The sequence below is a fragment of the Caballeronia sp. LjRoot34 genome, assembly GCF_964253815.1.
Lineage (GTDB): Bacteria > Pseudomonadota > Gammaproteobacteria > Burkholderiales > Burkholderiaceae > Caballeronia.
Genome location: NZ_CAXUSB020000008.1, coordinates 1 through 24,735, shown reverse-complemented (window position 1 = coordinate 24,735; position 24,735 = coordinate 1). Strand labels below are relative to the sequence as shown.

The following is a 24,735-nucleotide window of genomic DNA, read 5'->3' as shown; positions in this document are numbered from 1 at the left end:
TCATGCCCAATCCCACGCAACCTGAAGCATGTCGAAATAGTCTCGCGACGATTCCTCTACCGTGACGAAGAACGGACCGGTCCAGTTTCGGACCCACTCCGGCGCTTGTGGGAGAGCAGCAAGGGCGTCCGACGAATCGTCGTAGTCCCGCACTGCCCTTGCCGCTTTCTCGCCGAGACTGACAAAATGCTCAGTCACGTCGAAATCGCACTCGCCTTCGGGATCAACATCGACCGCGTAGTTGTTCACCCAAACCTGCGGGTGAAACGTTGCAATGATGCGTTGCATGGCGTTTCTCCCTTAAGCGACGAGCTTGAGTTGCTGTTGCGGCAGATGATCCGACTCGATATCGATAGACGGCGGTGACATGCCCATGAAGGCCGCCATCAACCCTTCGATCTCATGCGCCTTGTTGGCCACCTGAGAACGCAGCACCGACGATTCCTTCAGATCCGCGCCCGTATGCACGGCCAGATGCGTCTTGGCCTGATCGAGAATGTGCGTGAGCTTCGGATCGTTGGAAAAGTTTAGCTTCGGCAGCAACGCGCACAACTCCCGCACGTTGTTGGCCACGTCCAGCCGCACATTGCCACTCGCATACAGCCGCGAGGCCATCTGCGAAACAGCTTCGTACAGCCGGCCGACCAGGTCCTCGTTCGCGGTCGAGATCGATGCGAGAACATGCTGATCCAGTTCGCCGCGCAAGGTCGAGAGCACGTCGTCAGGCAGGTCAACACCAAACTGGCTTGCGTCCGGAAACGGCAGGACAGCCATCTTCACGCCGAACTTCTTGCTCATCTCCGCGAGGCTCGGATAATCGGCCTCGTTGAAGAGTCCGTTCAGCTCGGAGCGCGCCCGTTCCTTGAGGTCCAGGTAGTCCGTCAGGAAGACTGAGACAGCAAGATCAAACTCATCTTTGAGCGCCCGCATCTTGGCGGCGAAATCCATGTAGATCATCGTCGGCAGCAGCCGCACGCCCAGTTGATCGTATTGAAGCGTGTGGGCATAGAAATACGAGCGCATTCTGCCGCCGATCGACAGCACTTCGGCAAAGCTTGGTGCGTGCTCAGGCAACAGCCGTTTGTTGAATCGACCCAGACCTTTGGCGTGGTGCGTTTTCTCGACCTCTTCGGTGACTTTACCGTCAAAGCGCCGAGCGACCCACGAGGAGATCGTGACCGAGCACAACATCACTTTCGATTGAATAGACGTGTTCATAGAAACTCCGAATAAAAAGGGTTGGGTAAGGCAGGAAGGGGCACAACGAAGAGAAGCGAAGACGCGGTGATACGCGCGTCGCCTCGAAGAAAAATGAGAAAAGCTGAAGCGGCTTATTCGCCGCGGATGATTTCGCCGAGCGCGCCACTCTGAGCGCGTATGAACGCGTAAGAGTTTTGGATTCCCGGCGCGCGACGCACCGAGTCGCGAACCAGCAACGTGGCGAATTCACTGCTGCCGCCGGCAATGAGACGTTCGACATAAATCATCACGCGATCGAAGTTCGCCTCCGTTGCGTGAGCGGCGAGCGCCGCGCTAATTGCATACAACGCGGCCAGGCTTTCGGGAATGCGCGCCGTATCGGGTGCCAGCAAGACAGCGGCCGGTGACGGTAATTCGCGGAAGATCTGCAGGAAGCTGATGAACTCCGTTGCGGCGCCTTCGCCCACGGAACCCGCGAACGAAATGTGCTTGAGCGGCTCAGGCAAGAACGGCATCGTTTTCGCGACGAACCCCCAACTGCGGGGACTCGGCGTGTTCTCGATATCGCGCGACGTCTTTTGCATCGACAGCAGATCCGGACGGAATCGCAGGAATGCGACGAGTTCCGGCGGAAAACTCGCCTCCACGGCCCACGCAGCCCAGTCGTCGATACTTGGAGCAAGCTCGACCACGGTCGCAAAACGTGAAATCACCGGGTCAAGGATCCCCGAGACGCCGGCGTTGTCCGTTCTGCGATTGGTGGCAGCCAGAAATGTGACGTTTAGAGGCAGCGCATGCTCGCCCACGCGTCTGGCGAGCAGCAACTGCATCTTGGCAGCCTGCACGGCCTGCGAAGCCTGCCCAAGGTCATCCAGGAACCAAATGAGCGGGCGTCTGGCGTTCAGCGCATGCTCAAGGTGCCCGAATGGCAGGAACTTGGCCGTTCTGCCGTCCGGAGACGGAAACGGCAAGCCTTTCGATTCAGTGGGATCTTCGACGACCGGATGGCTGATCAGCAGCTCGTGATTGGTCAATTGCGCGACCTTTTCGACGATGTCGCTCTTGCCGATGCCGGGTCTACCGGTAATGAGCACCGGTAGGCCTCGCGGGACGAAGAGCGACAGCAGTTCGGTCAGTTGGGAAGGCGTGACTTGCATGGTGGTTTCCTTAAAAAGAAAACCCCACAAAGCCAGCGCCCAGAGGGACGTGGTCCCTGTGGGGTGAGTAGTAGACGAGCGAACGGATACGTTGCTCGGTAGGTCGATGCGTCAATGACGCGGGTAATGGATCGAGTGTAGGGAGATCGGCTGTGAGGGAAGCCGGCTAAACGTCGCTTTTTTTGGGTAGCTTTCCGCCGCGGGGTTTGCGCGACGCCAAGAAAAAACCCCAGCGCTCGCGAGCGCCGGGGTTGGTTAAAGATCTAGCCTAAGTCGATTGTTGCGACTGTTTAGACAAGAGTGATTGCGCGTACGCCAGCGTGCCGTCGCCGGCGCGCAGATACCGCAGAGCGCCCTGTACCTGTGCGTTCTTCAGGTAATAGCGACAGCTTGCGCCTTGCCAGAAGCGCCCGATCTCGGTGAAACCGCTCGCGATCGACAGCTCGACGTGTTGCGCGCCTGAAATGACCTGCGCGCCGTCACGGTAGCGAGCCGTCGCAGCACGGGCTTTCGCCCGATCCGCTTCGCGTTCCATCCAGGCGGCCGCACGGGATTGCTTCGTGCCCTCCTCCCATTGCGATTGCTGCGACTCGCTCATGCCCGCCAAGGCAAAAATCGCCCTGCGGCGCGCCGCGGCTTTCAGGCCAATCAGTTTCACGCCGAAATGCTCGCGAATGGCCATCTTGGTCCACCGATTCTGATCATCGGGACGGTCCACGATATCAAGCAACATTTGCATGTCGCCGTTCTCGAGTGCACGGGCGAAATCATTGGCGTACTGGAAGGTGCCGCGACCGTGATCCAACGCGGCCATCGCACGGTGCAGCTCGTAGTAGCGCTGGCTGATCCGGCCATCCGCCCGTTCCAGATCCAACCGGCTGAACGTGGCGTCTCTTCTCTCATCGGCCATGACACGCCTGATCACCGCTGGGAACGCGGAGACTGGCTCGCCAATGTCGACCGGTTTGCTATACGCATCCGGTAACGGCTGCGCATCGAGCAACTCATGTCGATACAGAAGATCGTCGACCTGGACCGTTGTCGGCTCGTTGGGAAGGAGCCGCGTCACCATCGCCAGCAACGCAGCGTTTTCCGAGGAGATCTTCTTCCCCGAATGCCGCACGACACTCGCGAGCGGGCGAAGCTTCGCAACCGGTACGGCGCCGCGCAACTCGGGCACTTCAAGCAGCGGTATCGCCCACGGAATGTCGACGAACTTCTGCTGCATTTCTGCCGTGTAGTCGCTCAACACGTCCAGAGGCACGGGCAGCCCGGCCGCCAACGCGTATGCAAGATGGACTTCGTGGCGGCTGTTCTGCTGACCGGAGTCCCCATAGGCGGGTCCGGCGGTGCCGAAGCCGAAACGGGCAAATGCCTCAGCCTGACATGTCTCCGAGAGGCTCGGCGTGCGTCCGGCCATCTGTGCGTCCGCTGAATCGCAGACTTGGTCGGATGAGAACAGGTACAACGGCTCGGTTGAAAGCTCGAACGCGAAATACAACAATTTCCAGTGCGGCCGGCGGATCTGCCACGGCTGGAGTTGGCTACCGTATGGGCGAAAATACTGCCCGTCGATTTCGTCGATCAATGCGAGGAAGATATCCCGCATTGCGCCCGACACGCGCACGGTAAGCTGTCCGTTGAACTTCGTGACGTGTATTGGCTGGCCGGCGTGACTCAGACTGACGTCGGCCGCCTCGAGATGCGCAAAATGCGCATCGTTTCTAAACAGCCACAATACATCCAGAAGCGTACAAAGGGAGCGCGAAAAACCAACGGTAGAAACGTGGTACATGACGATTGCCTCGGATAAGTGCGGGCAATCGTTCCCTGTCGGGTCGAATGCCCGGCAAGGGTTGAGATGCCTGACGGCATCAAAATTTGTCGAAAAACAGATCAGGCTACGTCGAGCTGGTGAGCGAACAAGCGCGCCAGCTTCCACGCGTGATCAGAAGAAAATACCTTTGCGCGGAGCAGCGGCATGACCGAATAGTTGAAGTTGATGGGGTCATGCGTGGCACCCCGGTAGATCCAGTCGACGTGAACGATCCACCCCTCTGAAGTCCCGATACAGACCGATACCGAAATCCGGTCGCGCACCAGGCGCTCTGGCCACGGTCTGCTGTGACGGGCGCCGGAAGCGCCTTCGTCAGGATCGTTCATGAGATTCGCGGGAGATAGCCATTCCGGCTCCAGCTCGGTTTTGCGAAGAAACGAGGACAGCGCCGAGTAGACCTGATCGACCGTTTTGCCTTCCAGATCGAGCCTCGCCACCGCCTTGAGGTCCACCTTGCCATCTGCCGAAACACCCTGCGGCAGATGGCCTGCATCGATTACTGCGTTCATTCGAGCCTCCAAAACGAAGAAATGCGCCGAAGCGCGTAAACAAAAAAAGGCCACACCCGAAGGTGCAGCCTTAGCTAGTTGAGCGTGCGGGTTACCGCACGCCGTATATCAGTTGTTCAATTCCAGTCGCGTTCGCGATCGGCCTTTTGTCCGTTGTGGCTAGTCCAAAGGAAGAACGCCGCGATGGACACGCCCAACACCAAAGTAAAAATCGTCGCACCCATGGCCTAATCTCCTTTCATTGCTTCAAAACCCGCATACCACAATAGTACTCCAAGCCCAGCTAGGCTTGCAGTCCCGATTATCGTTTGCAGATCCCATGACGCCGCGGAGTGCGAATAGCCCACCGCACCGCCGATCGACGCTGCTGCAAGCGTATGCAAAAACCGCCCATTTTGCTGCCGCTGATCCTTCGTCGGGAACGTGATCGCGTGCAACAACCGGCGCATGCCGGACCCAGATTTCTCCGGGATAGTTGCGACGGCCGCGCCGGTTTCAGAAACGATTGCGGACAGCACATGTCCGTTGTGCTCAACGCTTACGATCGGAAAAACTTCGGTGTCTCGCATTTTCGCCATCAATCCGATCAGACGGGGAGGTAGATGGACTTCCCCCGTACCGACCTCAAGCGACGCGCGCTCGAGTAACGTCAACCCGCACGAGTACTCGACCTTGACCCTGACGAGCTTCATCAGCGGCCTCCGTTGTCAGGAGCGATGCCGCCGGCGAGCCGCAGACCGTCGAGAAACGCTCGATAGCCATATGCCGATTCAATTTGCTCAAACGCCACGTAGTTATCGCCTCCACCCGATAAATCCGAGCGGCCGCGACGCGTACGAAAACTCAGCGCTACACCCTGGCGACAGGGTTTGTCGATGACGTCCACGAAAAGGCTGTCGGTTCTCAGCCTGACGCGGCTCGAAGCGTTGCGTCTTGCCGGTTCCACCAAAATCTCATGGTCGCGTTTGTTCAGGCGCAGGTCGTGTGCGACCCGCCGGAGCATGCGGCTTGCATGCTTGTGGAGCACCGCATTCGTACCGGCAGAAGCGCTGGTACGGTCGGCGTAAAAGACCTTCGGGATTTTCATGCGATACCTCGTGAAGACGAGGCAGGTCCCTTGCGGGAACTGCCCCGCAAGGGAAGAAAATGAAACGACGCCCGAGGACGTCGCTGTGGATCAGTACAAAAACCGGATTAATGCGTGATGCGATAACCCGAATTGCTGTTGACGAGATACACGCGCTCGCCGGGGGCGAACTGCTGGTCATCGACCTGGCTCACGACAATGATTTGGCCACTGTCTTTGCGCAGGAAGACTTCAATCCCCGAATGGCGGGACATGTAGGAGCCGACGCGTTGTGCAACGACGCCGGTCACCGTGCCGGATAGAGCGCCGGCGACATAGCGACCGGTACCGTTGCCAATGGTTTGTGAGCCGAGAAACGCGCCGACAGCGGCGGAGAGTAGCGACGTGACACCCGACGAATCGGAATTGCTCTCGATCGTGATTGCGCGCACGCGAACGATGGTTGCTTGCTCCATCTGGCCAACGCGTTGAACGTCATAGCGCTGGTAGACATTCGGCGAACCGAAGTCAGCCGAAGCGCATCCGGTCAGGATCGAGAGAAGAAGAATGCTGAAGAGAACCTTGAACATGATTGCCTCGAATAGAAAAGGGCAATCAGTCCGTAGGGGCTGGTTGCCCCAAAGGGATTAAATCGAACTACGGCGAGAAAATGCAGTGATCAGCTTGCGTTGAGCACTGCGAGGCTTACGACAGCGGCGATGAAACTGCCGCCGCCGAGCAAGATTGTGTATGCCTCGGCATCCTGCTCGATGTACCAGAGCAAGCTGTTGTAGGCATGTTTCAAAGTGACAAGCATGACGACTCCGATAGAAACGGGAGTCGTCCCGAGTGGGAAAACTCCCACGGGGATGGAAAAGAGACGGGCAAACGAATTTGCCCGTCTTAAAAGACTGTCCGGGGAACAGCCTGAGAGAGAAAAATCAAGCGTCCAGCATGCTGGAACTGCCTGGATCGATGCGCTAGAAGCGCGGGGAATGAGGAGAGTCTACGGGGCAGAAGGCGCACTGCTCGCCGGAAAGATCAGAAATTCGCTATGGCTTTTGCGCGCGGGCGCTGATGGCCACCTGCCGCGCACTGCACGGCTCCTGATGTCCACCCTTTCCCCGACAGAGCCGGACCATATCTGCGCCGTTCATGGATGACTTTTATACTGCGGTCACAAACAGTATAAAAGCGACGGAATTATCAAGATGACGGATAACGAAGTGGAAGCGCTGGAGTTGGGCCAAGCAGCCCTCATCGCTGACGTAAAACGCGTGGCGCGAGTAATTGTCGAGCGATATCGGGCGGCAGACGCCGATCTAACGTGGCATCTGCTACGCGACATCGAAGAAGAAACGCTTTGTGATTTGAGCTTGCTCGCCCGCTGGCCCTTGGAATCGTTGCTCGGCCTCATGAGCCGCAGCAACATCCCTCCCAACGAGGGCGCAGTGTCGGTCGAAGCCGCGACAGGCTTAAGTGGCCTGCCCTCGTTCATCTACAGCATGTTCCAGCAAGCGCGGGTTGAACTGGTTTTCTAAGACTAAAAAAAACGCCGATGTTGCCAACGGCGTTAAGGGTCCGACTCCGGGGGGAAGAGCCAAACCTGAGAGAGTAAGTAGAGTATAGCCGCGTCTTTCAGACCTTCCAGAACCCGCCGGTTCCGATACGCATCAGCCGAATGGTCGGATCGGCACGGTGTTCTTTCCGCCTTTATCCACCACATATTTGAAGAACGGCGCGCCGGAACACCGCGCATACGCTGGGTGCAGGCTTGACTTCGCGTAGAGCCTGCGAAGATGAATCGTCATCTTCCTTGTCCAGCAAAATGCTCCAGCCCATCGATGTATCTCGCTTGTTTAACCGCTCCACTCCCGTCGGTGCGTCAGTCAGGACCGTCGCGCGGTCTCCAGACGTCGACGCGTTGCTTGCCTCGCATGCCGCAGTTGCGATTGGCGTGAGCGGCGGCAAGGATATGGCAATCTAAAAGTGTTTGCCACAGCTCAACTTGAATTGCCCGGCCGTTTTCCCGCTATTGACACATAACCGTGCGTATGAACGTGACTGGGCTATTACTGCTCATAGCGCTTCAACTGCCACCGTCCGCCGGAAGTCTGCCAACACCTGGCAAAGGACATGTTGATGACTGGTTTGCATTGGAAGCAGCCATGAGCCTCGTGGGTACGTCAAGGGCTGCTCAGGGTCGGCAAAGGAAGCACGCAAATTGACGCGATCAGTGGCGAGCAGCGCATGCGACGAACTCCCGCGGTCGGCCAATAACGGACCGTTACGAAATGCACCCAAACCGCCGACAATCTATACGTCAATAACGTATCGACGGTCGATCACTGGTGTAGCGTCGATGTAACCGGCTTCAATCCCTGCAAATCGCCAACCATTCCGCTCGTAGAAGGCGATCGCAGGAGCGTTTGCGTCGAGTACGTAAAGATGCATCAGATTCTGATTTTGTTCCTTCGTCCACTCGCGTGCCGCGTCAATCATGAGCTGTCCTGCTCCGCGTCCTTGATGGATGGCGAGCACATGTAGGCAGTCAAGTAATGTTCCGTGGGGCGAGCCTTCAACCTTCTCGACACTGACGAAGCCAATTGCTGTTCCATTAAGCTCCGCCAACATGACGAGGCCTCGCGCTACTGCTGGCTGCAGCATATAGTTCTCCCAATGCGAGGCATGCTCGGCCGGGACGTTTTCACGTAGGTACGCAGCAGGGAGGATTTCACGGTAGGCCGCCTGCCAACTTTGGGTGTGCAGCCTTGCGATGCACCGTGCATCATCACGCAACGCCACGCGTAGTAGGATCTTAGAATCCGCCATGTCTGTCACCGAAAGCCATCGGACATTATTATCGCGCAAGCATCAGGTTCAGGTTCTGAACCGCTGCGCCGGCTGCGCCCTTGCCGAGATTATCGAAAACTGCGGATAGCAAGACGTGCCCGTGTTCCATGTTAGGAAATACGCTCAAGCGCATATTGTCCGTACCGTTCAGTACCTGTGGATCCAAATGCTTTAAAACGCACGATTCATGCAGCGGCAAGACGTGGACGCGGGCCGCCTCGGCGTAGTGGCGGCCGAGGCACGCGTGTAACGTGACGCCGTCTACGCCGCGTGTCAGCAGCCGCAGATCCAAGGGCACCGTCAACACGATGCCCTGACGGAACGCACCATAAGTAGGGACGAAGATCGGACGCTGCGCGAGTCCGGCGTGCTGCTGGATCTCCGGGGTGTGCTTGTGCGCGAGTTCGAGTCCATATACCTGGTACGACGATGCGTTGGCAGCACCCGGCCCCTCGTGTTCTTCCACGCCGGCACGCCCGCGTCCCGAGTAACCAGACACCGCGTAAATGCTGATCGAGTGGTTCTCTGGAATAAGGCCGGCCTGTAGCAGCGGACGCAGCAGGCCGATTGCACCAGTTGGATAGCAACCTGGGTTGGTGACCCGACGCGCGGTCGCAATGCGCTCAGCCTGTCCCGGAGTCATTTCAGGAAAGCCGTATGTCCAGTCCGGCTGGGTGCGGTGGGCGGAACTGGCGTCGATTACTCTGACGGCAGGATTAGCAATGGCATCCACAGCCTCGCGCGCGGCGGCATCAGGCAGGCAGAGGATGGCGATGTCGCAGGCGTTGATCGCTTCGGCGCGACGCTTGGAATCCTTGCGCTCCGCCGCGGGAAGCGTGACGAGTCTCAGGTCGGTCCGGCCGCGAAGCCGTTCGTGAATTTGCAACCCGGTGGTGCCTTGGTCGCCGTCAATGAAAACAATGGGAGAGTTCATGCGCGGGATACTCCGGTAACTGAATGACAACAGGTAGAACGAGCGTGCTATGTTCCGCGCCCCGCTAGAATAGCGAAAGTTGAATTTCATAACTTGAACATTCAGTTTTTCTGATTCTGGGGCCCGACATGCGAGAGATCAGCCTGGACCGTTTGCGCACTCTGGTCGCTATTGCCGACCGTGGCTCATTCGCCGACGCGGCGCGTGCGTTGCATCTGGCGCCCCCAACGGTCAGCCTCCACATCGCCGAACTGGAAGAGCGTATCGGGGCTCCGCTCCTGTCGCGCAAGCGCGGCCATGTTCGGCCGTCGGCAACAGGCGAGTTATTGGTCGAGCGCGCGCGTCACCTGCTGGCCGACGCGGAACAGGCGTTAGACGATGTTCACCGCCAGGTGCAAGGGCTTGTCGGACGCGTTCGGCTCGGTGCGTCGACCGGCGCGATTGCGCACCTGTTGCCTCAGGCGCTCGAAGTGCTGCGTGAGCACCATCCCGCCATCGATATTCAAATCGCGGTTCTAACCTCGCATGAAACGCTAACCCGATTGGCGGATGGAACGTTGGATGTTGGGCTGGTCGCATTGCCTCAGCCTCCGGCGGCGGGACTCGTGATAAAGCCTTGGCGCCGCGATCCCGTGATGGCTTTTATGCCGGCGCATTGGCCCTGTCCGGCTCGCATTACGCCTGAATGGCTCGCCGCTCGCCCTCTCATTCTTAATGATGCGACCACGCGTCTCGCACGTCTGACCGCGGAGTGGTTTGCAACCGGGGGGCATCATCCTGCGCCGCGCATTCAGCTCAATTACAACGATGCGATCAAGAGTCTGGTAGCGGCAGGTTATGGCGCGGCGCTGTTACCTCACGAGGCCACGACGCCGTTACCCGACAGCCGCATTGGCATGCGTCCGCTGCGTCCTGCGTTGTGGCGTCGGCTCGGCATTGCGCATCGCACGGGGCACGTCGATCGGTCCACGCAACATGTACTCGATGCATTGTGGGATCTGCGATTGGCGTAGGAGTGTTACCTTTCTCGCGATGGGACCGATAACCACTGCACTGCACGACGATCGAATGGCCGGTTTGTAGAAATCTGACAGACGCGAATTGGGTCGCGTGCCAACGATCTCTAGCAGACGGCGATCGGCCAGGAACCGACACCCGCGGGATCGCGTTGGATGACAAAAGGTCAGGCCATTGCAGACGTTCGTCGAGACTGTCGAGATCGATGCCAGGCGATCGTGTAGTGGTCGCAGCAATGAGGCCATGACCTTTCCGGCAGCGTTTGCGTTCGGTGACCCCCAGCACGGGCTGGCAGTATGTATCGTTGGCGCCGTCGCGTTCAGATAGATTCGGGCCTGGTCGCGGCCTATTCGCCGGGACCCGAAGATCGGAGCGGAAAAATGGTCATGGCGGCAACCAGGCCGAGTGACCCGCCGAGAAGCGTTTCCCAGGCGCGTGCTGCGAGCAGGGGGACTGAGTGCACACCACTTGCCGCAAGTGTCACGATCAACGTGAAAGCGAACGCCGCGCAGGCGATGTCGTAACGCTCTGGCAAGGCCATTGCATATATGACCATCGCGAGTGCGGCTGCAGTCCAGATCAGCAGCGGCGCATGCTCTGCAACCGGCAGGCAGGCAAGACCGATCGGAACGCCAATCAGCGTACCGAGAATCCGGCGACGCACACGATGTATCGTGCCGGTCGCCGAACCTGCGACGACGTAGGTACATGCGGTGATTGCCCAGGCAGACTCCTCAAGACCAATCAAGCCGTTCAGGGCGACGATGACCAAAGCGCCGATGGCCGCCTGCAGTCCCATGAAGAACTCCGGCGAGCACCTCCCAGGAGCGGGTGCTGGTCCGGCAGCGAGCGCCGCTGTCGCGACAGGCCGCTCTGCGGGGCCGCTTAGCACGCGTGGCACCACCGACGCCAGGGCGGCGATGAACGCCGCAATCCCAATAGCCCACAGATCATTAATCGTCAGACGCGCGCCGTATGCGAGCAATTCTCCAATATAGATTTGCGATCCGACTCCGGCGCCCAGGATGCCGAATCGTTTGAGATATCCGACCAGAAACGCGCCGGTCAGGAGAATCAGTTCCGGTCCCGCCCGACCCGCAACTTGCAACGGCTGGGAAAAAACCACGAACAGGCCAGCGCCTGACGCGGCGGCAAAACTCAGCAGCACGAGATCACGGCTCGACTCAGCGCGCGTCGTTTTTCCCTCCGACACGCTCGCCCAGAGTGCGAAGCTTCCAGCAAGATAACCCAGCGAGATGCTGCTGGGTACGCTGTGGGCAATATCCTGCAACGTCCCGAGTGCAGCCGCGATGCCGTACGCCGTCACGAGCCGCAACCCCTTGATTCGACGGTGCGTGCCGGGGTCGACCCGGTCCAGCCAACGGCCAACCGCCGCTACTGGCCTCAGGATGCCTCGGCGCAATTTCCCACCACGATCCAGGGAGCCTTGCGGGTTGTCATTCATGGGCTTCTCCATGATCGTTTCCAGGGCACACGCGAGCGGCAACGCAAATGTGATTCTGTTAGGAAGCGGACGAAATGGGAAGTATCAAACGGGATGGTAAACCGATGGTGTCGAGACTACGGGTGCCGACACTGGCGTGCGGAAAATTCAGCATGGACGGCGTCGCCGGATTTTGATCGTCACTGGTATTACGACGTGTTTCTGATTTTTCGCGCTCCAGTTGCGAACGTCACTTGTCAGCCTCGAACCGATCGAAATCGAAAGCGGAGGGATTGGCTGTTGAGGATCGGTTCGAGCCGGTCACGGCACATTGCACCATCGAATGGTGAGGGAACACTCCCCAAAGCTGGCAGCGGAAAACTCGAAAAATTGCAAGGCAAGACACATTTAAAGTGTTACCTGCATGAATCCGTCGATGCAACAAGGCCTGTAACACTTTCACGGTTTGTCGAAGATGTGACTTGACGGCAGGAGAGTGCCGCTCGCAGCAAAATGCCCGTCGCAGCGCCGCTCGCCGCCCTCACGCGCAAGGGTAAGACGGGCGTGGCATGGAACGCGATTATTGATTGGCCCATCGAAGACGTATTTGCAGAAATCGCCGCAGCCGGCCTTGAACCGCACGAGGCGTACACACGCTACGGAGCAACGCGCGTTTCCTGCTGTTTCTGCATCATGAGTTCCCTGGACGATCTGAGAGCCGCCGCCGGGTGCGCAGACAACCACGACGTGTACCGAGCTATGGTCGAACTCGAGGCACAGTCAACGTTCGCGTTTCAAGGAAACCGGTGGCTCGCCGATGTCGCTCCGCATCTGCTGTCCGACACGCTGCAAACGGCCGTCGAACAAGCCAAACTTACCGCCGCTCAACGGCAGGCTATCGAAGCCACGATCCCCGCGCACCTGCTGTTCACGGCCGGCTGGCCAACTTGCCGACCGAGCCGGGACGAAGCAACGTTACTCGCAGGCGTGCGTTCGCGGATTTCAAATCTGATCGGCCTGGATGCGCGGCATACCGATGCAGACACCATCCTTGATCGATACGATGCGCTTCTCGCGGACCGTGCCATCCCGCAGCCGCCGTTCAATCGGTCTCATGAGCAGGCTGCCTTCGCCTTCTGAGGTCGTACCCGGCGGACATGCTGTCCACCAGTCGAACACGAAAAAAAAGCCACCCGGTCAGGGGTGGTGTTGCTCTAAAGCGGATGGTGCTGCACGGCTAGGGAAGAACGAGCGCCAACTGCTGGCTGCCCATTGAAGCGTCGGTTTCGTCGGCGCCGGGCGAAACTTCGGATGTCTGCGGCACCTCCCACTTGACCTGTTCGCGAGCCAAGCGGCCCAAACTGTAAAGATTTGATCGTGGGTTTTCTCCGGTGATCGCACTGAACTCGAAAGAGAAGGTGGCGGGTGCGTCTTCGCCCTCGCTGACAAGACCCAGTCCTTGAGCGATCTCGTCTGCCGTGCTCAACCGCCACTTGTCGACACCCTCCGGCGCGCGCGAAACGGTCAGCTTCGTATCAGGCGGTACCGGAGATGCCTTGCGAAGCGTGTCCCGATATTCAGGGATGGCTCGCTTGGCAAAGCCGGGATGGACCATCTCAAGCCTGTACGCGACCTCTGTTATGAAAGATCCGACAGCGCTGTACTGCCAACCGGCGTGATGCCACGGTTGCCCGTCAAATGACACTAAACGACTGTCACCGTCGATCGCATGGCAACGGAGATCAGGCATCTGGTCCATGACTTTCGCGGCAGGCAACAAACGAGGCACCGATGCGCTGATCGACACCGGACCACAATCGTCCACCGAAAGCACCCGCCACAAGCTAAACGGTCCCTCCTCGCCGTACAGCGCGATGAGCAGATCGATGTCCGCAAACAACGAAACGGACAAGCCTCCGGCAACCAGTGCATCGAAACGGCTATGCTGGCCCGCGTTGGCAAGACACAGCCGGACGTCATCGAGTGCCTTCTTAGGAATGGGAGCACCAAACGTCTCGCCCACCCGCAGATCGATTTCGCGATCATTCAGCACCATGGGCCTCGCCAGTTCCTGCCGCCAGGCCTCGATATAGTGTTCAGATCGAATCCCACCCGACCTGGACTGCAGCATGCCGCCTTCGCAGGATCTGGCGTGCCGAAAAACCCGTCGCATCACGCTCGCATAATTGCCGATCGTAATCCCAGACCAGTGGTCTCGATGCGGATAGCAGTTCTTATCGTACGTCCTCTCGAACAACGCGAAGATCCACTCGCCATTACCTCGTTGAAACGCGCCAGCCCGCTTACCCGTCAAAACAGTTGCACCCATTTTTTGCTCCCAAAAAAGTTGCGGCACAGCCCCTCACGGGCTGCGTACCCGCGAGATTAAAAAAGCCGGCCCCTTTCGGGAGCCGGCTTCGGACTGCACATCTACTTAAGCAGCGGCCTTCGTCTTGCGACTTTTGCGCGCTTTTTTCTCGGGAAGCTTTGGCGCTTCATAGCCAAAACGCGCCCAAGTAACAGGGTCACAGGGAATGGGATTCGTGCGCCCCGTCGCGAGGTTCACGAACACGCCTGAGAACGGCACGTGGCCCGTCCTGAACATCGTCCAGAGCATGTTGAACGCCTGGACTGCGATCGCCTGATTGATGACCAACGATTGCTTGCGCAGCGCGTCGGCCATCGAGCAGGACGGCGTTTCATCCTTCGCATCGAGAGAGGGGTCAACCAGATCCGGAAACAGATCTCCGACATGCGGCAGCCGGCCCAGACATTTCTTGGCGGCCACCGAGTTCATCAACTGACCAAGCACAACTTGTCCCTTGTCGGTGTCGTTGCCGCAATCAAGGTAATACCCGTTACCGCTCATCGTGGCGGCCTTGACGATCGTTTGTCGGGCCGCTCGCGTGTCGACGCAACCGATAATCAGGTCGATGTCTCGACAGTTCACGTTGGTGGTAAAGCGCGAAGTCTCCGCCCGCCAGTTCGTGCCCATGAGCATGTTCAAGCGGTTGACAATAAGCGATGCCTTGTATTCGCCGACATCGTTCGGGTAAAACCCCTGACGCCCCACATTCGTGGGACTCACGGTATCGTCATCAAACACGGTACAGTTGATGCCCCCGGGATGACCGAGCTCGAGCATGGCGTGGTGCAGCCGCGCGAGACTGGGCAGAACTGCACTGCCCGTCCCGCCCGTACCGACCACAACAACTTCCCATGCGCCTTGCACCATGCAAGTCGGCAGCGCATGTCGGATTGCTCCGCTCATACCGCCTCCTTGACCATGCTCAGCTCGTACCAGGCTGACGGCACGCGCTCAACATCTTCGAACACACCCTTCGCACACATCCGAAGCGCGAAACTTGGAACGGGCGACGAACAATTGCCGATGACAAGTGCGAATTTGATGTCGTGCTTGTCGTCTTCGTCGTCAGTTATCGAAAAATGCGCCTTGTGCCTGCCGTGGGAATGACAATCCACGACCAGCACTTCGTCCGGCTCCAATTCGGGCCGCTCATAGTTCAGCGAGCCCGCGGTGTGGGAAAGAATCTTCACCGCGACCAGACGAAACTGGCGTGTTGACTCGTTCCAGACGATCCAAGCACCGGTTTCCATCGGATGCGCGGCGCGTGCCATCGAAGCAAACTCCGCAACCAATAAATCAGGCACACGCCCGCAGTGCAACGCCGTATGCTCCACCACTCGCCCGTAAGGAATAGCGGTCGGTACCGAGAAGTCAGCAATGCGCCGTACCAACGAAATCCAAGGTTGCTTGATTTCGAGGAACACGCCGTTCTGCGCGATCAACAACCGCTCGCCTATCGACTGCATTGGTGCCACCGGCTCACGGCGCGGCACCATGACAGTCGGAAACGAGCGCTGCAACACCATATCTGCTGCGTTCATATCAAGCTCCTTTAGTGCCGGCAATGAACTGCCCGAGCGTAAATTTCATGGGGACGAGCGTCTTTTTTGGAAACGTCGTGCGGTACTTACCGTCCAGCATCGCTTTCCAGAAGGCGAAAATGCCCTTCGGAAAGTTCACACGCTGGCCGCCAACGTTCGGATGAGTAAAGGCCGAATCGAAAAAGCCGCTCTCCCAGCCGGCAATCGATGCGACATCGATCCGCTTGGGCACATGAGCCGTGCCGATGCAGATCTTTCCGAGATCCCAGGTGTTGAAATACGGCGGCTCGAACAGCCTCGTGTCGGGTGTCGGCCGGTCGAGACCTTCCAGCGCGAATACGCGAAACCCGTTCGTTGCTGCCTGGAACACAAGACCCGGATGCGACGTAATTGCCGTTCGTTTGCCAAGTTCAGGGCAATCGAAAAACACACGCCTCGTCGCCGGTCTACACCACCAGGTAATCGAGTCTTGACCTACACCCAGCACGGAGTCCGGCAAAAATTCCGCCTTCGGAGCGTTGCTCTCGGACAGCTCGAGCAAGCATTTACGCAGCCCATCACGGTCAATCGGCCGACCGGCGCCGATCGCTGCACGCTTGGAGTCCCCGCGCGGGGAAACCGAATGCGCAGTGCCGTAGACCACTTTGCCGTCTCGGCCCGTGTATAGAAGGATCGCGCTCGTTGCCGCAATCTCCTCGCGACGGTCAGAGCTCACAATCAAGCCTTTCATGTCAAAACCTCATTTGTGATCGGTCAGCATCTCAAGGACGCGATCGAGTTGATTCAGAATGGAAAAACCGAGTGCCCAGTCCGCGTACTGCGCGCGGATGGCATCCGGTGTGGTGGCAAAGGGGATAAATCCAAGAAAGGTCGAGCCTTCGCTGCTGGATGCCATATGTTCATAATGGTCATCAAGCAACTCTGTGATCCGCGGGTTATCGTCAGCGACCAAAGTGCAGGTCGCATACGCTGCCTGCGGTTGATAGGTGGTATCAAACAAACAGCGATTTCCGGCCTTACGAAGCAATAGCGTCAGGACTTCGAGTTCCAAACAAAAACGTCGAATCCATCCGCCCTTTAATCGTTGAAGACGACGCAAGGCAGCAATGCCCAGCGCATGCGAGTGCCGGAACTTCCGTTGACGCGAATCCCAGCCGACGACGTCCATGTCGTCTGGGCAGAGTTCCGGCCGCACAACAGATGGCAGGTAGCGCTCCAGCTCGGAATCCTCTTCGCCGAAACACTCTCGTAGCGATTCAAGTGCGGCTTCGTCAGTCGCGTGCGTATCACCGTCCCAGTGCCAGGACGCAAACATGCCCAGGAACTCGTCCGGCGTACGGATCCAGACCGTACGGCCAGCCGCCCGATTGATCAGCGTGATTGCAGTTGAAACCAGACGCGGGTGAACCGCCCGTAGTTCGTCCGCTTTCGGGCCGATCTCATAGATGTTGTCCTCCCCCACCTCCACTCCCAGATACAACGGGGATGACGGATCGAAGCCGCTGGCATCGTATTGGTACTGGATCTGCTCCTGTACCGCTGCGACGTCGCACAGCACGAGGTTCAACGTCAGGCGCCGCCAGGCGTTGCACTGTCGCTTAGCCCACGCGAAGAACCCATGCGCGAGCGCGTGACCCGCCCCCGCGAAACCGGGCACGTCACGCGCACGAAGGACACCCGCATCGAATTGCGCGGTAACGAGAGAGCCGATCTGCCCCTGTGCATTCCATCGCATCACTGCTTTGGTTTGCACGTCGGTATCGATAGCTGGCAGCGTTAAAAAATCATTGGTAAGTCGACGTTCGGCAAGCGCAATGCGTCGCTGTTGCCAACGCTGTTCGCCGACAAGGACTTCTGAATCAGCCTGCCCAGGATCGAAGAGCATGTTTCCATCTCCTTGTCATGAAAAAAAACCGCCCTTCCGGGCGGTTCATCATTGCCTAGGGCCTTATCCGGATCGGACAAAGCCTCGAGTAGATCGCGCTTACGCATCGGAGCCCTTCGCTCCGGCCGCACGCACGAATTTGAAATGGGCAACCTCGCCCTTGTATTCCGGCCCGTCGATGGCCGCGGTCGTCAACTCCGGATACTGCGCGGAGTAGAGATCGCGAACGTCGTCAGGCGAGAACGCAGCACCCGGATCGACAAACGTCATTCCGTTGTAGGTGAATTCGCGGATTAGCTTGGTAATGGAGATAGTCATGAATCACCTCAATCGAAAAGAGAGGAAAGGTCGGTGCCTTTCGGCGCGGCTTCTTCGACGGCGGCCGGAGGCACGACAGCGTTGCTTTGCTGATCGTCCTGGTCACCTTCTTCAGCCGCGTCGGATTCATCGTCGCTACCCTCCGATGACGTACTCGGCGCGGGTAGCGCTGGTCTGCCTCCCTTGCCCAGCGTCTTGGTTGCCTTGGTGACTTGCGTCTTTTGGGCTGCCTCGAGAATCGCGGTCGTAACAGCGACCTGTTCAGCCAAAGACGCGTGAGCACCGGTATAGGCCGCGAGGTGTTCGACAAAGGCCGCATCCAGCTCTGCAGCGCTCGCAGTCATCGCGAGCGGCTGAAGCATGGCGGCGTCTTTTGTCGTGCCTTGCGGCATAACGAAGACCACGATTTCATCGCCTTTTTTCTTCAGCGTGAGCGTGATCTTTTCGCACGTGTTCAACAGCGGTTCGAGTGCTACAAACATAGGAACTCCATAAAAAAGAAAGGACCACCCGAGGGCGGTCCAAACAAAAGGGATACTGCTTTTCGATGCGCCGAGGCGCGCTCAGAATTTCAGAACTTTCGGGAGCTTGCCCTCGTAGCTGAAGCCTTTGACGGCTAACAGCGCGTCGATGACTTCCGACTTCGGCTTGGCGAAGACTTTTTTAAAGGTCTCGCCAAGCGCCGCGCGGATACCAAGCTCATCGGCCACCACCATCATTTCCGATTTCGTGATCAGTTCCAGAAACTCTTTGCAGAGCTTCCAGTGCAGACCCAGATCGAGCTTGTGGTGCTTGCAGAGTTGCGTCAGGTAGTTGACTTCGAGCCCCTCGATGGCGGCGATGGCGATACCCACCATCGCTTTGTCGAGCGTGTCTTCCGGCGCGGCCTGTACAGCGGCTACGGACTTGGCGACGTCCATCGTGGGAATCCGTTCTTCGGTCATCTTTTCCCAGATACCCGAAAACGTCTTGTCCTCGATACAGCGCGCGTTCCCCGACAGCACAATGGCGATCAGGTATTTACGCGCCGTGGCCGGATCTCTACCGACTTCCCGACGCAGCGACTTGCGCCAGAGCGCAACCCGATACGTCTTCATCTTGTCGGACTCGGACACCACGGTGACCGATGGATTGGTCGAGGGCGATGACGTCGACGCGGCACCGGCAGTTTTTGCGGCCGGTTTGCCGCCCGCAGCCGCACCCTTGGCCGCTGGTGACGCCGGCGTCTGGCTTGCAGCCTTCTCGGCCTGCAGGCGCGCTCCGACCTTCTTCATATTGCAGACGGTATCGAAGCACTGGCCCTTGTAGACCTTACCCAACGAATCGGGCAAGCCGCTCACCGCCGCGCCGTAGTTCTGGCACGCATGGCAGGCGATCGCCTGTTCGGCGCCGACACCTCTCGGGCCGTCGACGGCGAGCTGCACGCGGGTCTCGTTGTCACCTGCGCGCACGATTCGCACGACCGGGTATTCGTCCCGCAACCCCATCGAGACCGAATCAAGTTGCTTTTCGGTCTTCTCGTTGTAGCAGGTGCGATTGGTACAGTTGCCCGTGCTGATGGACTCACCGAACATCTCGCCCTGATTGGCCGAGTTGTGGTGACAACCTGCGCAATCCGTCTTGTCGAAGATTGCCGCGGAGAGCGAGCATGCGACTTGTTCGATCGTCTTTTTGATCTCGGGTATCGACTTGTCTTCCTTGATGATCACAGGCAAAAGCTTGTCCTGAGTCTCCTTCGGGAGCGCGGCGAGCAGTTCGGCATGACCGAGTTTGATCGTGCGGGTGTTGAGTGCATCCAACACCGCATTGCTGCAGTTCATCAGCGCGAGTCGCACCTCAAGCGTCGAGAGCGACCAGCCAATGATGCGTGCCGCCTCTTCGCGGTCCCCTTTGCAGATGCCCACTTGCTCAGCAGCCGCAGCCGCTTCTTCGGACGGCGCCATGTTGGCGCGCTGCACGTTTTCGATAAGCGCAAGCTGCTTCGCCCCTATCTCATCCGCTTCCGTCAACTTAATCGGAATTTCATAGTCCTCGCCGTGAGCAATCATTGCCGCTCTGTAGCGCCGTTCGCCCGCGACCAGGATAAAGACACCGTCCGCATCCACGCGCACGATGATCGGCTGAATGACGCCCGTTTCCTTTACGGATGCCACCATTTCCGCCATCTCAGCCGGATCGAAGTACTTACGGGGGTTGTGGCGCACGACAATAGCCTTCAGCGGCAAAGTCGGTGGCTTAAGCGACGCCATAGTCATCACGAGTGCTGTGCTAGTCGGTGATTGTTGCTCGACAGCAGTTTGCATATGCAGGTCTCCAAGGAGGGAACCTGCCCCGTCGGGAGAGGTTCCCGAAGGGTTGAACAAAAAAATGATGGCCGAACGATGTCCGGCCTTGGGTCGATGCGTCAGAGACGCAGGTGATATGCAGAAGATACCGAGTTAGCAAACTCGCATTGATGCTAAAGCTCTCGAATTCACCCCATCTTTTAATTTGAGGGCGGTGATTTAGATCCAGATCGGTCGTTTTTCGCCGGGCTTCGCATCGATCGGCACGCGGCCGCTCCACGCCCGCCCGTCCAGGTCCACTATGTCTTTGGCCATCTCCAACGATTCGTTGCCCGAAAAGTGCAGTTCGACCGGCGCGGCCTTTGGATCGTCGTTCAACGAAACCAGTAACGTCACGTCGCGATAACCCGGCGAATCGGCATATCTCACATACCTCGCTTGATATCGCTCTCCCTCGACGGGCGCTGGTGCAGGTTTCGGGCGGTTATCCAGATTCCAGCTCGCAATCATCCGCTGCCACCGTACCTGCCCGCCTGGGAAGTATTGGTGAACCTCGACAGCCGGCCGGCTATCGAGCCGCAAGACGTTGAGGCAGTGCTCGAGCAAGTCTGAATCCAGCCCCCGCAAGTCAGTCAGGTCAAAAGGAAAATCCGTCCCGTTGTATAGGCCGGCCAGGAATCGCGCGATGACGGCCGATTGCCCTGTGTCGCTCTCGGCGACGCGTAGGAGATACTCGAGCGAGTCCAGCCCCTGATCCTTATCCTGCGCCCTCAACTCCGCCGCCCGCTGACTGGCGGTTTTCCCGCCACGCGCATTCGTGAGAAATTCGGTGGTGGTCTCGAGAAAACCCTCGACCAGATGTTCCGGGACGTGCGTCGTAATGGCCTGCGTCTTGGGCCGTGGGGGAATCGTCATGGTGGCTCACGTAGAAGGTGCGACCGCGCGGCATAACTTGCCGGATCTTACACGCAATTCTGCCACCATCCTGGACGGAGACGATTTTCTAGGCGCATAGGCAAAAAAGCCCGGCACACGCGGCCGGGTTCGAACAAGGGCAATACTTAAAACAAAGCAAGCTGGTCGATCTTCGTGAAAAGCTTCACCGTCGGCGTTTCCTCATGCGCCACCGTTTCGATGCACGCTATATCGTCTACCACGACAGGGTCCTCAATCACCAGATCGCCGTCGCTGTAAGGATAATCGACATCCGATGCAGGGTGTGGGTCAGATCGAGTTGGCTCGGCCACAGGCGTGTCGAGCAACGCTTGCGCCTGAGACTCGGCCTCGCGTCTGCGCAGCTTCCACTTCCAACCACCCATGACGTGAGCCGGCGTGTACCACATGCCCCATACATCGAGAGAAAGGGCGTTTCCATGCACGACCACCGCTGGAATATGCAGCAACGATAGTTGTTAGGTTGCATTCACGAGTGTCAACATGATTGCGTGATCTGGCGAATTGATGAACACTGGGCACTGCCCGAGCAGCCCATGCCTCTTTCAGAGGCGAGTAGCCCGGCGCGCCGCATTTTCTTGCGGCAGTCCCGAGGGGCCCGTGATGCCGGTGCGCAGGTCATTCGATGCGACGACGTTGACACGGCTTCGCGCGATGCCGATGAGCGTCGCATTGGAGTTGCTGTCCGTCCACGCCAAGACCGACACGACGTACCTGCCTTTGAAGGACCAGCACAGCCAACGCTGGCATGTGACCACTGTGTGCGGTGAATTCGAGATCCTCGTCACAGGGGTCAAGTGGTACGACACGCGGGCGCAGTCCGGTGGAGGCGGTGCGATCGATCTGGCAATGCATCTATTGGGCCTATCGTTCGTCGATGCGGTCACACACCTTGTCGCCAAGGAGGGCCAACATGGTCCAGACCATTCGTAAGGCGGCGCTGCCGGCGCCCGCGGAAGTCATCGAACGTCTGCGTCCAGCAGCCACTCAGGCTCTTGCAATGACGCTGCGCGAACCAAGGCCAGCAGGCTTTCCACTTCTATTTACGGCGCAGGGGCTGCTGATCGAACCGGCAGTTGCCTTCCTTCATGACCACTTCGTGCGGCAAGGGCACACTGCCGACACGCTCAGGACCTACGCAGAGATCCTTTACGACTGGTTCGAGACGCTTGAGCAGAACAACATTCGGTGGGACGACGCTGACGCGGTCGACCTGGTGGCCTATCGCAACCGCATGTTGGCGCAGCCGAGTGCCCACACCGGCAGACCGTATCGCATTTCGACGATCAACCATCGGGTACGCGGTGTGTTGCGGTTCTACAGCTGGGCTGTGCGCACGCATTGGCTGCCTGCTTCAACTTTGGTTTGCATACCTCTCAATTTCGGAGTGACCAGACCGTCGCGACCGGTCAGGACCTACGCAGCTCAGTCGGCCGAGCAGAGCCTGTTCATCCTGCGACAGTTTGAGTCCCTGCCACGGCCACTCACGTCCGAGCAGGCGTGTGAACTCCTGGCCACGTTGCCATCACCATACGACTTGATGGCGCGTTGGCAGATTTTCACGGGGCTACGCGTTGGCGAGCTACTGAGCCTGGGCGTCCAGGACATCACGAAGCGATCATCATCGTCAGTGTCGGAGCACACGATTGAAGTGATGCGGAAGGGACGTAAGCCGGGCTACGTGATTGCACCTGCGAGCTTGCTTGATGAGACGACGGCCTACCTTTCCGGGCTTCGGCGAGCCTGGTTGCTGCGCGCACGCCGCAGAGGGTGCTGCGCCGAGTTCCCAGCGTTGTTCGTCAACTCGCGCGGCTCGCCCGTTGGCAAGAACGCTTACCAGCGCGTCGTCAACCGGGCCGGGCAGGCCGGCGGGTTCAGGGCGACCACGCATCTGCTGCGAGCAACCTTCGCTTGCATGCTGTTGGCGCGCCTCCAGCGGCTGGCGAGCGATGGCGCTGCGATCAACCCGCTGATGATCGTCAAGGTGCTCTTGGGACATGAGCACATCGAGACTACAGACCGCTACCTGCGCGCCATCGCCGTGGAAGCGGTCATGTTCAAGCAGGTTCTGGATACGCTGTTGTCCGGAGCGCAATGACCATGACTGCGGCTCGCCGATCTATGCCCCGGAAGTTTGCAAGCACTGCCGAGGTCATTGATGTTGGGCCATCACCCGCTTGCTACGACGCACCTCGTCGAGGTGCAGGATCTCGCTAGAGCTCGGCAAACATTTGCGGGAAAAGCGCAACTTCCTCTTTACTGTATTTACGCACGATGTCCAGGTACCGCTTTTCACGCGGATCAAACTGCGTGCGGTCTACTGCGTTGCTGATACTGATCGCGGCCATCTCTACAAAGTCCGCGAACACGGCGTGGGTGTGGTGACTATGCGAGAACTTCTTGACCATTGCGATCAGATTGCGCTGATGTTGGTCGGCGGTCTGGTCGTGTTTTTTCTCTGCACTTTTGCGGCTCATGATGAAACTCCAGAATAGAAGCGCGAGCACGCTCCCGCAGGGGCGTGCCCCTATGTGATAAAAGATGAAGATCGGTGTGGCTTACAGGGTGCGGCGGTGAAAAGCAACGCGGTGCTAGCAGGGGTACGCAGAGGCCCCCTTAGGAAGCTTCGGAAAGCTCGCGTAGTAACGTCGTGTTGGTCAACGCTTCGTCACAAACGTACCGTGCGAATTCAGCAGCATCCAGCCGCTCTATCCGCGCTTGCATTTCCACGACGTCGTCGGTAAAAGCGTCGGACGTATAGCCGCGCGGCATGTATCCGCCGAGCGCCAGCGCGTTATAGCCTATGGCTGACAAACTCACGGCCACCGCGCCAGACGCTCCGCCATTTACGGCCGAATCCAGCAGTGTGAAATCCATACTAAGGACGACGATGTCGTCCGGCCGAACGAGGTCAAGACTCATGCGAAACTCTTCGTCACCTCCCTCGACGATTTCACTCAGCCCGAAAGCCGTTTTTTCAGCGAGGAGCCTTCTGATGTGCTCCAGCTTGAGGGTCATCAGCGGTTTAGCCCGGTTCCAATACGTCAGATAGTCGTGCTCTTGCGCGTTCATGCGTTTCTCCAATGAAAAAGAGCAAGCGCACGCCCGCTAGGGAGCATGCCCCTGCGGGATAGAACGGATCGAAAAGGTGTGGTTGAACGAGTCGCCAGGACTCGCTGAGGTCGATGCGCGAGACGCGCGGTAGAGCTGCCTACTTTAATTCGCTGTCGGCCAGCGCTAGGCTCCAATGCTATCCAAATCTATAGCGCTTTCGCTCCTGCAGCTTCATGGACCACCCTTCGGTCGATCGTAAAAAGTTGTCCACAGATTTTGTGGACAGACTTGTTGATAAGTGGAGTCGGGGCCC

30 protein-coding genes are annotated in these 24,735 nt (G+C 58.6%); 5 read left to right on the top strand and 25 right to left on the bottom strand.

Features of this window, described 5'->3' with window-relative positions; all coding sequences use genetic code 11:
• The 9 genes from ACSQ36_RS45020 to ACSQ36_RS44980 form a co-directional block, all read right to left on the bottom strand.
• Positions 1–288 carry a hypothetical protein gene (locus tag ACSQ36_RS45020; RefSeq protein ID WP_436187288.1) on the bottom strand — a complete coding sequence of 96 codons (288 nt, stop codon included), beginning with the start codon at positions 286–288 and terminating at the stop codon, positions 1–3.
• 12 nt (positions 289–300) lie between these two features.
• Positions 301–1,218, bottom strand: a complete 918-nt coding sequence (locus ACSQ36_RS45015; RefSeq protein ID WP_436187287.1) for a hypothetical protein — start codon at positions 1,216–1,218, stop codon at positions 301–303.
• A gap of 113 nt (positions 1,219–1,331) precedes the next feature.
• Positions 1,332–2,357 carry an ATP-binding protein gene (locus ACSQ36_RS45010; protein WP_436187286.1) on the bottom strand — a complete coding sequence of 342 codons (1,026 nt, stop codon included), beginning with the start codon at positions 2,355–2,357 and terminating at the stop codon, positions 1,332–1,334.
• A 268-nt stretch (positions 2,358–2,625) separates the two neighbouring features.
• Positions 2,626–4,152 (bottom strand): hypothetical protein, encoded by a 1,527-nt coding sequence (locus ACSQ36_RS45005; protein WP_436187285.1) that lies wholly within the window; start codon positions 4,150–4,152, stop codon positions 2,626–2,628.
• A 101-nt stretch (positions 4,153–4,253) separates the two neighbouring features.
• A complete protein-coding gene (locus ACSQ36_RS45000; RefSeq protein ID WP_436187284.1) occupies positions 4,254–4,703 on the bottom strand; it encodes a hypothetical protein in 450 nt (149 codons plus the stop codon).
• 227 nt (positions 4,704–4,930) lie between these two features.
• Positions 4,931–5,395: a hypothetical protein gene (locus tag ACSQ36_RS44995; protein ID WP_436187283.1), complete on the bottom strand. Its 465-nt coding sequence runs from the start codon at positions 5,393–5,395 to the stop codon at positions 4,931–4,933.
• Positions 5,395–5,790, bottom strand: coding sequence for a hypothetical protein (locus tag ACSQ36_RS44990; protein ID WP_213766569.1), 396 nt, complete (start codon positions 5,788–5,790; stop codon positions 5,395–5,397). The genes ACSQ36_RS44995 and ACSQ36_RS44990 overlap by 1 nt, the downstream gene beginning before the upstream one ends.
• 107 nt (positions 5,791–5,897) lie before the next feature.
• The gene (locus ACSQ36_RS44985) at positions 5,898–6,359 is read right to left on the bottom strand and encodes a hypothetical protein (protein ID WP_213766568.1); all 462 of its coding nucleotides are present in this window, start codon (positions 6,357–6,359) and stop codon (positions 5,898–5,900) included.
• A gap of 89 nt (positions 6,360–6,448) precedes the next feature.
• A complete protein-coding gene (locus tag ACSQ36_RS44980; protein WP_213766567.1) occupies positions 6,449–6,586 on the bottom strand; it encodes a hypothetical protein in 138 nt (45 codons plus the stop codon).
• 394 nt (positions 6,587–6,980) lie between these two features.
• Between ACSQ36_RS44980 and ACSQ36_RS44975 the strand changes: the two genes are divergently transcribed.
• A complete protein-coding gene (locus ACSQ36_RS44975; RefSeq protein WP_213766565.1) occupies positions 6,981–7,310 on the top strand; it encodes a DUF2471 family protein in 330 nt (109 codons plus the stop codon).
• A 132-nt stretch (positions 7,311–7,442) separates the two neighbouring features.
• Here ACSQ36_RS44975 and ACSQ36_RS44970 read toward each other — a convergent pair whose 3' ends face one another.
• The 3 genes from ACSQ36_RS44970 to argC form a co-directional block, all read right to left on the bottom strand.
• Entirely contained in the window at positions 7,443–7,580 is a 138-nt protein-coding gene (locus ACSQ36_RS44970) for a hypothetical protein (RefSeq protein WP_436187282.1), read from the bottom strand.
• Between the two features lie 505 nt (positions 7,581–8,085).
• A complete protein-coding gene (locus ACSQ36_RS44965) occupies positions 8,086–8,601 on the bottom strand; it encodes a GNAT family N-acetyltransferase (protein ID WP_213766564.1) in 516 nt (171 codons plus the stop codon).
• Positions 8,602–8,629: 28 nt separating this feature from the next.
• Positions 8,630–9,556 (bottom strand): N-acetyl-gamma-glutamyl-phosphate reductase, encoded by a 927-nt coding sequence (argC, locus tag ACSQ36_RS44960; protein WP_213766563.1) that lies wholly within the window; start codon positions 9,554–9,556, stop codon positions 8,630–8,632.
• A gap of 128 nt (positions 9,557–9,684) precedes the next feature.
• Between argC and ACSQ36_RS44955 the strand changes: the two genes are divergently transcribed.
• Entirely contained in the window at positions 9,685–10,569 is an 885-nt protein-coding gene (locus ACSQ36_RS44955; RefSeq protein WP_436187281.1) for a LysR family transcriptional regulator, read from the top strand.
• Between the two features lie 350 nt (positions 10,570–10,919).
• Here the strand turns inward: ACSQ36_RS44955 and ACSQ36_RS44950 are convergent, their stop codons facing one another.
• A complete protein-coding gene (locus tag ACSQ36_RS44950) occupies positions 10,920–12,038 on the bottom strand; it encodes an FUSC family protein (RefSeq protein ID WP_213766561.1) in 1,119 nt (372 codons plus the stop codon).
• A gap of 492 nt (positions 12,039–12,530) precedes the next feature.
• Here ACSQ36_RS44950 and ACSQ36_RS44945 point away from each other — a divergent pair, with 492 nt between their 5' ends.
• Positions 12,531–13,157 (top strand): hypothetical protein, encoded by a 627-nt coding sequence (locus ACSQ36_RS44945; protein ID WP_213766560.1) that lies wholly within the window; start codon positions 12,531–12,533, stop codon positions 13,155–13,157.
• Between the two features lie 97 nt (positions 13,158–13,254).
• On the opposite strand, the gene ACSQ36_RS44940 is transcribed toward ACSQ36_RS44945, so the two are convergent.
• The 10 genes from ACSQ36_RS44940 to ACSQ36_RS44895 form a co-directional block, all read right to left on the bottom strand.
• Entirely contained in the window at positions 13,255–14,346 is a 1,092-nt protein-coding gene (locus ACSQ36_RS44940; RefSeq protein ID WP_213766559.1) for a hypothetical protein, read from the bottom strand.
• 105 nt (positions 14,347–14,451) lie between these two features.
• Positions 14,452–15,288: a PRTRC system ThiF family protein gene (locus ACSQ36_RS44935; RefSeq protein WP_213766558.1), complete on the bottom strand. Its 837-nt coding sequence runs from the start codon at positions 15,286–15,288 to the stop codon at positions 14,452–14,454.
• Positions 15,285–15,926: a PRTRC system protein A gene (locus tag ACSQ36_RS44930; protein WP_213766557.1), complete on the bottom strand. Its 642-nt coding sequence runs from the start codon at positions 15,924–15,926 to the stop codon at positions 15,285–15,287. The genes ACSQ36_RS44935 and ACSQ36_RS44930 overlap by 4 nt, the downstream gene beginning before the upstream one ends.
• Position 15,927: 1 nt before the next feature.
• Positions 15,928–16,656, bottom strand: coding sequence for a PRTRC system protein B (locus ACSQ36_RS44925; protein ID WP_213766556.1), 729 nt, complete (start codon positions 16,654–16,656; stop codon positions 15,928–15,930).
• A gap of 9 nt (positions 16,657–16,665) precedes the next feature.
• Complete coding sequence (locus ACSQ36_RS44920; protein WP_436187280.1) at positions 16,666–17,811, bottom strand: PRTRC system protein F; 1,146 nt, start codon at positions 17,809–17,811, stop codon at positions 16,666–16,668.
• 99 nt (positions 17,812–17,910) lie between these two features.
• On the bottom strand, positions 17,911–18,129 hold the full coding sequence (locus tag ACSQ36_RS44915) for a PRTRC system protein C (protein ID WP_414967956.1): 219 nt from the start codon (positions 18,127–18,129) through the stop codon (positions 17,911–17,913).
• A gap of 8 nt (positions 18,130–18,137) precedes the next feature.
• Positions 18,138–18,611 carry a PRTRC system protein E gene (locus ACSQ36_RS44910; RefSeq protein ID WP_414967955.1) on the bottom strand — a complete coding sequence of 158 codons (474 nt, stop codon included), beginning with the start codon at positions 18,609–18,611 and terminating at the stop codon, positions 18,138–18,140.
• A gap of 81 nt (positions 18,612–18,692) precedes the next feature.
• Complete coding sequence (locus ACSQ36_RS44905) at positions 18,693–20,384, bottom strand: PRTRC system ParB family protein (protein ID WP_436187348.1); 1,692 nt, start codon at positions 20,382–20,384, stop codon at positions 18,693–18,695.
• Between the two features lie 249 nt (positions 20,385–20,633).
• Positions 20,634–21,329 carry a DUF7673 family protein gene (locus tag ACSQ36_RS44900; protein ID WP_436187279.1) on the bottom strand — a complete coding sequence of 232 codons (696 nt, stop codon included), beginning with the start codon at positions 21,327–21,329 and terminating at the stop codon, positions 20,634–20,636.
• A gap of 146 nt (positions 21,330–21,475) precedes the next feature.
• Entirely contained in the window at positions 21,476–21,817 is a 342-nt protein-coding gene (locus ACSQ36_RS44895) for a hypothetical protein (RefSeq protein ID WP_436187278.1), read from the bottom strand.
• 211 nt (positions 21,818–22,028) lie between these two features.
• Between ACSQ36_RS44895 and ACSQ36_RS44890 the strand changes: the two genes are divergently transcribed.
• Both ACSQ36_RS44890 and ACSQ36_RS44885 read left to right on the top strand, forming a co-directional pair.
• Positions 22,029–22,301, top strand: a complete 273-nt coding sequence (locus ACSQ36_RS44890; protein WP_436187277.1) for a hypothetical protein — start codon at positions 22,029–22,031, stop codon at positions 22,299–22,301.
• Positions 22,282–23,466, top strand: a complete 1,185-nt coding sequence (locus tag ACSQ36_RS44885; RefSeq protein ID WP_436187276.1) for a tyrosine-type recombinase/integrase — start codon at positions 22,282–22,284, stop codon at positions 23,464–23,466. The genes ACSQ36_RS44890 and ACSQ36_RS44885 overlap by 20 nt, the downstream gene beginning before the upstream one ends.
• A 115-nt stretch (positions 23,467–23,581) precedes the next feature.
• Here the strand turns inward: ACSQ36_RS44885 and ACSQ36_RS44880 are convergent, their stop codons facing one another.
• A complete protein-coding gene (locus ACSQ36_RS44880; protein ID WP_436187275.1) occupies positions 23,582–23,845 on the bottom strand; it encodes a hypothetical protein in 264 nt (87 codons plus the stop codon).
• Between the two features lie 139 nt (positions 23,846–23,984).
• Positions 23,985–24,440, bottom strand: a complete 456-nt coding sequence (locus tag ACSQ36_RS44875; RefSeq protein ID WP_436187274.1) for a hypothetical protein — start codon at positions 24,438–24,440, stop codon at positions 23,985–23,987.
• Positions 24,441–24,735: the final 295 nt, after the last annotated feature.

Bases quoted from the DNA above. Each gene is read 5' to 3' on its own strand.
- ACSQ36_RS44995 (WP_436187283.1), bottom strand. From the start codon at position 5,395: ATGAAGCTCGTCAGGGTCAAGGTCGAGTACTCGTGCGGGTTGACGTTA.
- ACSQ36_RS44910 (WP_414967955.1), bottom strand. From the start codon at position 18,611: ATGTTTGTAGCACTCGAACCGCTGTTGAACACGTGCGAAAAGATCACG.
- ACSQ36_RS45005 (WP_436187285.1), bottom strand. From the start codon at position 4,152: ATGTACCACGTTTCTACCGTTGGTTTTTCGCGCTCCCTTTGTACGCTT.
- ACSQ36_RS44945 (WP_213766560.1), top strand. From the start codon at position 12,531: ATGCCCGTCGCAGCGCCGCTCGCCGCCCTCACGCGCAAGGGTAAGACG.
- ACSQ36_RS44875 (WP_436187274.1), bottom strand. From the start codon at position 24,440: ATGAACGCGCAAGAGCACGACTATCTGACGTATTGGAACCGGGCTAAA.
- ACSQ36_RS45020 (WP_436187288.1), bottom strand. From the start codon at position 288: ATGCAACGCATCATTGCAACGTTTCACCCGCAGGTTTGGGTGAACAAC.
- ACSQ36_RS44980 (WP_213766567.1), bottom strand. From the start codon at position 6,586: ATGCTTGTCACTTTGAAACATGCCTACAACAGCTTGCTCTGGTACATC.
- ACSQ36_RS44915 (WP_414967956.1), bottom strand. From the start codon at position 18,129: ATGACTATCTCCATTACCAAGCTAATCCGCGAATTCACCTACAACGGA.
- ACSQ36_RS44885 (WP_436187276.1), top strand. From the start codon at position 22,282: ATGGTCCAGACCATTCGTAAGGCGGCGCTGCCGGCGCCCGCGGAAGTC.
- ACSQ36_RS44975 (WP_213766565.1), top strand. From the start codon at position 6,981: ATGACGGATAACGAAGTGGAAGCGCTGGAGTTGGGCCAAGCAGCCCTC.
- ACSQ36_RS44905 (WP_436187348.1), bottom strand. From the start codon at position 20,384: ATGACTATGGCGTCGCTTAAGCCACCGACTTTGCCGCTGAAGGCTATT.
- ACSQ36_RS45015 (WP_436187287.1), bottom strand. From the start codon at position 1,218: ATGAACACGTCTATTCAATCGAAAGTGATGTTGTGCTCGGTCACGATC.
- ACSQ36_RS44900 (WP_436187279.1), bottom strand. From the start codon at position 21,329: ATGACGATTCCCCCACGGCCCAAGACGCAGGCCATTACGACGCACGTC.
- ACSQ36_RS44950 (WP_213766561.1), bottom strand. From the start codon at position 12,038: ATGAATGACAACCCGCAAGGCTCCCTGGATCGTGGTGGGAAATTGCGC.
- argC (WP_213766563.1), bottom strand. From the start codon at position 9,556: ATGAACTCTCCCATTGTTTTCATTGACGGCGACCAAGGCACCACCGGG.
- ACSQ36_RS44890 (WP_436187277.1), top strand. From the start codon at position 22,029: ATGAGCGTCGCATTGGAGTTGCTGTCCGTCCACGCCAAGACCGACACG.
- ACSQ36_RS44965 (WP_213766564.1), bottom strand. From the start codon at position 8,601: ATGGCGGATTCTAAGATCCTACTACGCGTGGCGTTGCGTGATGATGCA.
- ACSQ36_RS44955 (WP_436187281.1), top strand. From the start codon at position 9,685: ATGCGAGAGATCAGCCTGGACCGTTTGCGCACTCTGGTCGCTATTGCC.
- ACSQ36_RS44970 (WP_436187282.1), bottom strand. From the start codon at position 7,580: ATGACGATTCATCTTCGCAGGCTCTACGCGAAGTCAAGCCTGCACCCA.
- ACSQ36_RS44930 (WP_213766557.1), bottom strand. From the start codon at position 15,926: ATGAACGCAGCAGATATGGTGTTGCAGCGCTCGTTTCCGACTGTCATG.
- ACSQ36_RS45010 (WP_436187286.1), bottom strand. From the start codon at position 2,357: ATGCAAGTCACGCCTTCCCAACTGACCGAACTGCTGTCGCTCTTCGTC.
- ACSQ36_RS44990 (WP_213766569.1), bottom strand. From the start codon at position 5,790: ATGAAAATCCCGAAGGTCTTTTACGCCGACCGTACCAGCGCTTCTGCC.
- ACSQ36_RS44985 (WP_213766568.1), bottom strand. From the start codon at position 6,359: ATGTTCAAGGTTCTCTTCAGCATTCTTCTTCTCTCGATCCTGACCGGA.
- ACSQ36_RS44920 (WP_436187280.1), bottom strand. From the start codon at position 17,811: ATGCTCTTCGATCCTGGGCAGGCTGATTCAGAAGTCCTTGTCGGCGAA.
- ACSQ36_RS45000 (WP_436187284.1), bottom strand. From the start codon at position 4,703: ATGAACGCAGTAATCGATGCAGGCCATCTGCCGCAGGGTGTTTCGGCA.
- ACSQ36_RS44880 (WP_436187275.1), bottom strand. From the start codon at position 23,845: ATGAGCCGCAAAAGTGCAGAGAAAAAACACGACCAGACCGCCGACCAA.
- ACSQ36_RS44940 (WP_213766559.1), bottom strand. From the start codon at position 14,346: ATGGGTGCAACTGTTTTGACGGGTAAGCGGGCTGGCGCGTTTCAACGA.
- ACSQ36_RS44925 (WP_213766556.1), bottom strand. From the start codon at position 16,656: ATGAAAGGCTTGATTGTGAGCTCTGACCGTCGCGAGGAGATTGCGGCA.
- ACSQ36_RS44935 (WP_213766558.1), bottom strand. From the start codon at position 15,288: ATGAGCGGAGCAATCCGACATGCGCTGCCGACTTGCATGGTGCAAGGC.